General features: G+C 62.1%; 6 protein-coding genes. 3 read left to right on the top strand and 3 right to left on the bottom strand.

Annotated features, from left to right (window positions below; all coding sequences use genetic code 11):
• From GVL04_RS17195 to GVL04_RS17185, 3 genes are all read right to left on the bottom strand, one after another.
• On the bottom strand, positions 1-674 hold a 674-nt coding region (locus tag GVL04_RS17195), incomplete at its 3' end, for a biotin/lipoyl-containing protein (RefSeq protein WP_327785619.1).
• A 113-nt stretch (positions 675-787) separates the two neighbouring features.
• On the bottom strand, positions 788-2,170 hold the full coding sequence (gene lpdA / locus GVL04_RS17190; RefSeq protein ID WP_159706786.1) for a dihydrolipoyl dehydrogenase: 1,383 nt from the start codon (positions 2,168-2,170) through the stop codon (positions 788-790).
• Between the two features lie 297 nt (positions 2,171-2,467).
• A complete protein-coding gene (locus GVL04_RS17185; protein ID WP_159706784.1) occupies positions 2,468-3,991 on the bottom strand; it encodes a leucyl aminopeptidase in 1,524 nt (507 codons plus the stop codon).
• 336 nt (positions 3,992-4,327) lie between these two features.
• Between GVL04_RS17185 and GVL04_RS17180 the strand changes: the two genes are divergently transcribed.
• From GVL04_RS17180 to GVL04_RS17170, 3 genes are all read left to right on the top strand, one after another.
• A complete protein-coding gene (locus tag GVL04_RS17180; protein ID WP_159706782.1) occupies positions 4,328-5,266 on the top strand; it encodes a proteasome assembly chaperone family protein in 939 nt (312 codons plus the stop codon).
• Between the two features lie 35 nt (positions 5,267-5,301).
• A complete protein-coding gene (locus tag GVL04_RS17175; RefSeq protein WP_159706780.1) occupies positions 5,302-6,669 on the top strand; it encodes a nitrate/nitrite transporter in 1,368 nt (455 codons plus the stop codon).
• Positions 6,670-6,767: 98 nt separating this feature from the next.
• Positions 6,768-8,027, top strand: coding sequence for a DUF4192 domain-containing protein (locus GVL04_RS17170; RefSeq protein ID WP_159706778.1), 1,260 nt, complete (start codon positions 6,768-6,770; stop codon positions 8,025-8,027).
• Positions 8,028-8,200: the final 173 nt, after the last annotated feature.

Raw genomic sequence — 8,200 nt, 5'->3', positions numbered from 1 at the left:
GCCGGGGCCTGAGCAGCAGGTGCTGCAACCGGGGCGGGGGCCGAAGCAGGAGCTGCGGCGCCGGAACCGATCACGGCCAGGACGGAACCAACCTCAGCAGTCTCGTCCTCGTTGACGCGGATCTCCTGCAGGGTGCCGGCAACGGGGGAGGGGATCTCGGTGTCGACCTTGTCGGTGGAGACCTCAAGGAGCGGTTCGTCGACCTCTACGGTGTCGCCAACGGCCTTGAGCCAGCGGGTGACGGTTCCTTCGGTAACGCTCTCGCCCAGTGCGGGGAGGGTTACTTCGTGGCCTTCGCCGCCCGAAGCTGCGGGAGCTTCGGTTGTCGGGACTTCTTCAGCGGCGGGAGCCTCTTCAGCGGGTGCAGCCGGCTCCGCGGGAGCAGCAGGTGCTTCCGCGGCCGGTGCAGCCTCGGCAGCCGGGGCGGCGGAGCCGGAGCCATCGCCGATGCGGACCAAGGGGGCGCCTACTTCAGCCGTCTCGTCTTCAGCGACGAGGATTTCTTCGATGACGCCTGAGATCGGAGAAGGGATTTCGGTGTCTACTTTGTCGGTTGAAACCTCGAGCAGCGGCTCGTCGATCTCCACCCGGTCACCAACCTGCTTGAGCCAGCGGGTGACGGTTCCTTCGGTGACACTCTCACCGAGGGCGGGCAAGTTAACGGATTCAGACATGTCGTCCCCGTTCTCCTTATTGATCTTTGTGCGGATGAATTCTGCTGGTCCGGGCCGGGTGCATCCGGCAGATTCCGCTGCATGCACCCGACCCGTTTGTCTTGGGTAAAGACTTAGCCGTGGAGCGGCTTGCCCGCGAGGGCGAGGTGGGCTTCGCCCAAAGCTTCGTTCTGGGTGGGGTGGGCGTGGACCAATTGGGCCACGTCCTCCGGGTATGCTTCCCAGTTCACGATCAGCTGGGCTTCGCCGATCTGCTCGCCGATGCGGGAGCCGATCATGTGGATGCCAACTACGGGGCCATCCTTCTGGCGAACGAGCTTGACGATGCCACCGGTACCGAGGATGGAGCTCTTGCCGTTACCGGCAAGGTTGTATTCCTGGGTCTGTACCTGGTCGTCGCCAAACTTTTCCTTGGCGGCCTTTTCTGTATAGCCGACCGTGGCGATTTCAGGCTCGCAGTAGGTGACCTTGGGGATGTTGATGTCTTCGACGATGGCCGGGTTGAGGCCGGCGATTTCCTCGGCGACGAAGATACCCTGCTGGTAGCCGCGGTGTGCGAGCTGGACGCCCGGGACGATGTCGCCCACTGCGTAGATGTTGCCTACGCCGGTGTGGAGACGCTCGTTGGTGATGACGAAGCCGCGGTCGATGGTGATGCCGGCTTCTTCGTAGCCCAGGTTGGCGGTCACGGGACCGCGGCCAACTGCAACGAGGAGGAGGTCGGCTTCGAATGTCTGGCCATCAACCAAGGTGACCTTGACGCCGTCGTCGTTCTGCTCGACGCCCTGGAAGAAGATACCGGTGGTGAACTTGATGCCGCGCTTCTTGAACGCACGCTCAAGGTTCTTGACGATCGATGCGTCCTCGTTGGGAACCAGGGAGGGGAGGCCTTCGATGATGGTGACGTCCACGCCGAAGGACTTCCAGACGGAAGCAAATTCGACGCCGATGACGCCGCCGCCAAGGACGATTGCGCTCTTGGGGATGTAGTCCATGGTCAGGGCCTGGTCGGAGGTGATGACCTTGCCGCCGATTTCCAGGCCGGGCAGGGAGCGCGAGTAGGAACCCGTTGCAAGGACGATGTTCTTGCCCGTGTAGGAGGTGCCGTTGACGATTACCGTGTTGTTGCCCTGAAGCTTGCCTTCACCCTCGATGACGGTGATGCCCTTGGATTTGATAAGTCCCTGGAGGCCCTTGAACTTACCGGCAATAATGCCGTCCTTGTACGCATTCACTGCCGGCATGTCGATGCTGTCGAGCGTGACGTTCACGCCGTACTTGGCGGAATCGCGTGCGTGGTCGGCCAGTTCAGCCGAGTGCAGGAGTGCCTTGGTGGGGATACAACCGTTGTGCAGGCAGGTGCCGCCGAGTTTTGCCTTTTCCACAAGGCCAACGGTGAACCCAAGCTGTACGGCCCGCAGGGCAGTGGCGTAGCCGCCGCTGCCGCCACCGAGTACCAGGATGTCGAATTCTTGCGCAGTTGCCTGATCGGCCACTAAAACGCTCCCTCGCGTGAATGATGACACGGGACTGCGTGCCATCTGGTCTTTGGAACTTGTTCTGCCGTGATTATGCCAGCACCTAAGTTCTCTTGCATTTGTGACTATCGAGTTCACCTTAGCGAACCACCTACCCATGCTCCACCCTCTGCGGGCGTTTGTGGAGCGCTTGTGTCGAGACTCACGTTCACTTGTGACACAGCGCTACACGCCGCATAATTCCGGGGTTGCGCGGGCTCCTGCAGGGGTGTCCCGCAAGCGCCCGCGCAACCCGGAAGGGCGTGGAAGTGCCGCCTAGGAAGAAACTGTCAGGAGATCCTCGGCGTAAGCAACCAAGGTACGGACGGTGCATCCCGTTCCCTGCTTGGGGGTGTATCCGTAGGGACTCCCGTTGTTGAACGACGGGCCCGCAATATCGACGTGGGCCCAGGGGATCTGCCCGCCGTCGCCATTCTTGCCAACGAATTCACGCAGGAATACGGCGGCGGTCATCATCCCGCCGTTGCGTTCACCGATGTTGGCAAGGTCTGCCACCTGGGAGTCGAGGCTCGGGCGCAGTTCCTCGGGCAACGGCATTGGCCAGACCAGTTCGCCTGCCCTGTCGGCTGCGGACTTCAATGCTGCGGTGACGGAGTCGTCGCCCATGACGCCGGCCGTGCGTAGTCCCAGGGCGATGAGCTGGGCCCCGGTCAGCGTAGCGACGTCAATGATGGCGTCGGGCTTCTCCAGGCTGGCAGCGACGAGTCCGTCGGCCATGACCAAGCGCCCCTCGGCGTCCGTGTTGAGGACTTCGACCGTCTTCCCGCCGTAAATGGTAAAAACGTCTGCCGGCCGGGCCGCTGCACCTGACGGCATGTTCTCCGCAATGCAGAGCCACGCGGTCGCCTTGATGGGCAGGCCCAGCGAAGCGATGGCGAGGACGGTATTGAGGACGACGGCGGCACCGGCCATGTCGCTCTTCATGTCGCCCATGCCGAGGGCCGGCTTAATGGAAATACCACCAGTGTCGAACGTGATTCCCTTGCCCACGAGGGCAATCTTCTTGGTGGCCTTTGCCGGAGTGTATTCGACCTTGACCAGACGCGGCTGGCGTGTGGAACCCTTGCCGACGCCGAGGATGCCGCCAAAGCCTTCCTTTTCCAGTCGCTTCTCATCCCAGACGGTCACCTTGACGGGAAGGCCCTTGGCCAGTTCCTTGGCGGACTCGGCAAAGGACTCCGGGTAGAGGTGGCTCGGCGGCTGATTGACCAGGGTCCGGGTAGCATTCACGGCGCGGGCCAAAACTGTCGCCCGGTCAAGCGCGGGTTGGGCTGTTTGGGGGTCGACATCCGAGAAAATCAGGACCTTGGCCACGGGGGCCTTCAGCCCATCCTTGCTGGAACGGTGCTCCGTGTAGGAATAGGCGCCCAAGGCGGCACCTTCAGCAACAGCTGCGACGTCGGCGACAGTCGTCGTGGGGAACGCAAGTGTCACTGAGGAGACGCCGGCCAGTTGCCGGACCGCTGAGCCGGCGGCGCGACGCAGGGCCTCTTCGGTGAGGCTGCCGGCGTCGGACAATTTACCGACGCCCGCCAGGACCAGGATTCCCGAACCCGTCTCAGGCAGGCCCGGAAGCCGGTGTGCCTGATCGGTGGCGCCGGTGATCCCCAATAGCTTCAGGGAGCCCGCGACGGATTCGGCCGCTTTGGCGCTCAACGGGTTCGTGAGCAGCACAGGCCCATCCGCGCCCTGCGCAACTCCAATCACAAGTGCGTCGCTTGGGGACTTTTTCAGGTCCTTGGCGATGATGCCCAGGATGATGTCAGTAGTCTTGACCACGAGGATGTTGCCTCATTTCTCTCTGCATTGCATGGCGGGGCCGTATGTTTGGCGGCCTGCCCCGGTACGCGCCCGACGTCGTCTTGCGACGGCGGACTTGGTCTTCAGGGCCAGCGTCGCAAGAAGGTGCCGGCCCGTTTCGATCGTAGTCTCTCGAGCGTTGCGGACAGCAATTAAATGAGAGCTGCGGCACATCCGGGGCAGGAATGCCCGTCGGAGGTGCAGCGTTGTACGGATTAGTAGAATCCCGCAGCCACGACATTGTGCCCGCATGGTGCCATGTCCCCGGTTGCTCCGGGACCTTCCCTTACTTTGTCATTGCGAAAGGAACACGCCGTGTTTGAACGGATATCCGGCTCCCTCCTGGACCCCGAATCGCTGTACGCACGTAATATCGAGACCTTCCACAGTCCAGAGCTGCGCGGGCTGGACATGGTCATGGGTTTCACGGGCTTTGCCGATGCGGGCCATGTGGTCCGGCAGATCAACGCGGAACTGTTGGAAGAACTTGATGCCGAGGTCGTGGCCATGTTCGATGCCGACCAACTCATCGACTACCGTTCACGCAGGCCCCACATCAGCTTCGTCGAAGACCATTTGCAGGACTACCAGGCTCCCAAGCTCGGACTGTACAAGTTGAACGATGGCCTGGGTCAACCGTTTCTGCTGTTGGCCGGGTTCGAACCGGACCTTCAGTGGGAACGTTTCTCGCGTGCCGTCGTCGGAATCGTGGAACATCTCGACGTGAACCTGGTGACGTGGATCCATTCCATCCCCATGCCCGTGCCGCACACGCGGCCCGTCGGTGTGACGGTACACGGCAACCGGCCCGATCTCATCGAGGGCATTTCCAGCTGGAAGCCCACGGTGGATGTTCCCGCCGCTATCGGCCACATCCTGGAACTCCGGCTCACGGAAGCCGAACGCAGTGTTGCAGGCTACGTCATCCACGTGCCCCACTACCTGTCAGAAGCCGAGTACCCTCCGGCAGCCGTAGCGGGCCTGGAGTACCTGGGGGCGGCCACGTCGCTGATGCTGCCCACAGACCGACTCCGCGAAGCAGGCAGGGAGGTGGGTCGCCAGATCGCCGAGCAAATCGAGGCTTCGGAAGAAGTGCAGGCGGTGGTCACCAATCTTGAGACGCGCTACGACGAGAAATCCGAAGGCGTTGTCCGCCGCTCCCTGCTGGCAGATGAGAACGATGAACTGCCCAATGCAGAAGACATTGGCGCAGCCGTTGAGGCCTATCTGGCGCGTAAAGACTCGCCTCAATAAATCATCTTTGATCCGGCGCGAGGCATAATTGGGGAGTGAATGCTCCCCGCGCCTGGCTCATCTGGACGATCGGCGTGCTCGCTTACCTGGTGGCCGTGGCGCAACGGACTTCATTTGGCGTGGCCGGATTGGAAGCGACTGAACGATTCCATGCGAGTGCGGCCGCCATCTCCTTTTTCACAGTGCTGCAGCTCCTGGTTTACGCGGGCCTGCAAATTCCGGTGGGCGTTTTGGTGGACAGGTTTGGTTCCCGGGCGATGATAGCCGGGGGCGCTGTATTGATGGGGCTTGGGCAGTTGCAGCTGGCCTTCGCAGACAGTGTTCCCGGGGGCGTGTTGGGCCGGGTGCTTGTTGGGGCCGGGGATGCGATGACCTTCATCTCTGTGATCCGGCTGGTTCCTTTGTGGTTCGCCCCGGCCAAGGTGCCCTTGGTTACGCAGCTCACCGGGATGTGCGGCCAACTGGGACAACTCTTCAGCGTGGTTCCGTTTGCCCTTCTTCTTCACACCGCCGGATGGACTCCTGCATTCCTGACGCTGGCGTCCATGTCCGTGGTGGCCGTGGTGCTCGTCGTGGCACTGCTGCGGGATGCGCCTCCAGGGCACCCGCCCAAGGAAACCGGCCAAGGCTTGAGGGCCACGGGGGTCTCGCTCTCACGTGCATGGAAACAACCGGGAACCCGGTTGGGCCTGTGGAGCCACTTCACAGTGCAGTTCAGTGGGAACCTTTTCGCGATGACCTGGGGTTACCCCTTCCTCCTGTCAGCGCAGGGCCTGGACGCCGGGACGGTCTCAGCTTTGATGGCGCTGTTCGTGGCGACCGCCATCATTGCCGGTCCTGGCTTTGGCCGCTTTGTATCGAAGCACCCGATGCGACGATCTGCGATGGTCCTCCTCATCACTTTGGGCACGGCATTGGCGTGGGCAGCTGTGCTCCTTCTCCCGGACCGCGCTCCGCTGTGGATGCTGGTGATCCTGGTGGTGGTGCTGGCTGTGGGAGGGCCTGGGTCCATGATCGGTTTCGATTTCGCCCGGACGTTCAATCCTTCGCACAGAATCGGGACGGCAACCGGCATCGTCAATGTGGGTGGCTTCATTGCGGCCCTTGTTGCGATCTATCTCATCGGCTTGGTTCTGGATCTCTTGAACGCCAGCGGCTTCTCCGGTGGAGATTTGTATGGACTTGCGCCTTTCCGTATAGCCCTGAGCGTCCAGTTCATCCTCCTTGGCCTCGGTACCGTCCTTATCCTGGTGACGCGGCGCCAAGTCCGACGGCAGATGGCTGCGCAGGGAATCCATGTACCGCCCTTGGCGGCAACCCTCGCCAAGCAGCGCCGCGAGCGGATAGAGCGGCGGCGCTCCGCTCGTGCAGATGCCAACGAGGGCCGGCACAGCGGCCGCTAGCACGCGGCGACACTACGTCCAGGAACTTTTCCGGGCGCTTTTCCACATAGGCAGGACGGTCCCTGTTTGCCCACGCCGCACTTGCGCAGGCTGGATACATGACCACCAACAAAACACTGAGCATCCACCAGCCCGAAGACATCCTCGGCTATATCCCGCACATGCTGGGCTATTGGCCTGAAGACAGCCTGGTCGCCATCACTATGCAGGGAAAGGTTCTGGGCGCGACGCTTCGCGTAGATCTCCCTTCCAGGCGAACGGCTCAGGCCCTGTCCTCCTATGCCGGGCAGATTCGCAGCTACCTTGAGGCTGATGAGGAGGCCGACGGCGCGGTGCTTGCGGTCTACACCGATACTGGCTGGGGGGACGGTGACGTAATCCGCCGCATGATGCCCATGCTGAAAGCATTGCAGGAGGACCTGGAACAGGCTGACATGCCGGTCCGGGATGCGTGGCTTGTCGGGTCCGAGTACTGGCGCAGCGCTTACTGTTCGGATGAGGAATGCTGTCCGCTGCCGGGACTTCCGGTGGCCCGTATTCTGGACAGCCGGTTGAGTGCTGAGTTGGTGTATCGGGGAAGCGTTATTTGGCCATCGCCAAGGAGCAAGCCTGGAAAACCCATGCTCGCCAGGACCGGAGCGCTTGATCCCCAGGTGCTTGAGGCGGAGTTCCGGTACGGAGATCGAATTCTCGGCTTGTGGCGCAGTGAGCGCTGCCTGGAGGCCGTCCTTGTGGTGTGGAAGCACGTGCTGGATAAGGTCGGCCAAAGCGGGCCGTTGCAACCTGGACTGGATGCGGAGCTCATGGGATTCCTCAGGACGACGCTGAAGGTCCCGGCCTGGCGGGATGCGGTGGTGGTCATGGCGGCTGCCGGTATTGAATCTGCAAAGTCCGGCGCACACGCCTTCGGACTGTTCACTGATGACGACTCCGATGCGCCGGTGTTCGATCCCGGCGAACTCGGCGTGTCGGCCCATGGAGTTGCTCCTCCAGCCTCAAGGCCTGCCGATTCCAACGCCCCGGGAAACATCTTCACCTATGGAGACATCCTGCTGGGCATGCAGCCGGACAAGCCCTCCTGGAACGATCTTGATCAATTGCAACAGGTCCTCTCCGGGCTGTGCGTGGAGGGGGAGTCAGGGGAGGTGGCGGCAGCGGCATTCACCCTTCAGGGCTGGATTTCCTGGTGCAAGGGAAGCGGTTCCCTTGCCCATGCCTCCCTTATTCAGGCGGAGGCTGCCCATCCGGGCTACCGCCTGGCCGAACTCCTGATGGAAATCCTGGGTCAGGGAACCGTTTGTGCCTGGGCCCGACGGCCCGGCTCTGCATGGCGGGGCTTCAAGGACGCCAACGCATAGCTGTTGCGCAGTCATCAGGCGTGGGTTTCGCAAAACCGTGAGACAATGGATGCCGAGACCCGGTTGGGTCCGCGTTCGAATGCCTGCATTGGCCCGGAAAACGGGAACAATACAGTGTCGTCGGGAGTTCTACATAGTGGCTCTGCAGACGGCGATCGCATTTGAAATTGATC

It is taken from the genome of Arthrobacter sp. 18067 (genome assembly GCF_902706295.1).
Classification (GTDB): domain Bacteria; phylum Actinomycetota; class Actinomycetes; order Actinomycetales; family Micrococcaceae; genus Arthrobacter.
This window is presented reverse-complemented; position numbering and strand designations above follow the sequence as displayed.

Excerpts from the sequence above, each read along its gene's own strand:
- GVL04_RS17170 (WP_159706778.1), top strand. The coding sequence starts at position 6,768 with ATGACCACCAACAAAACACTGAGCATCCACCAGCCCGAAGACATCCTC.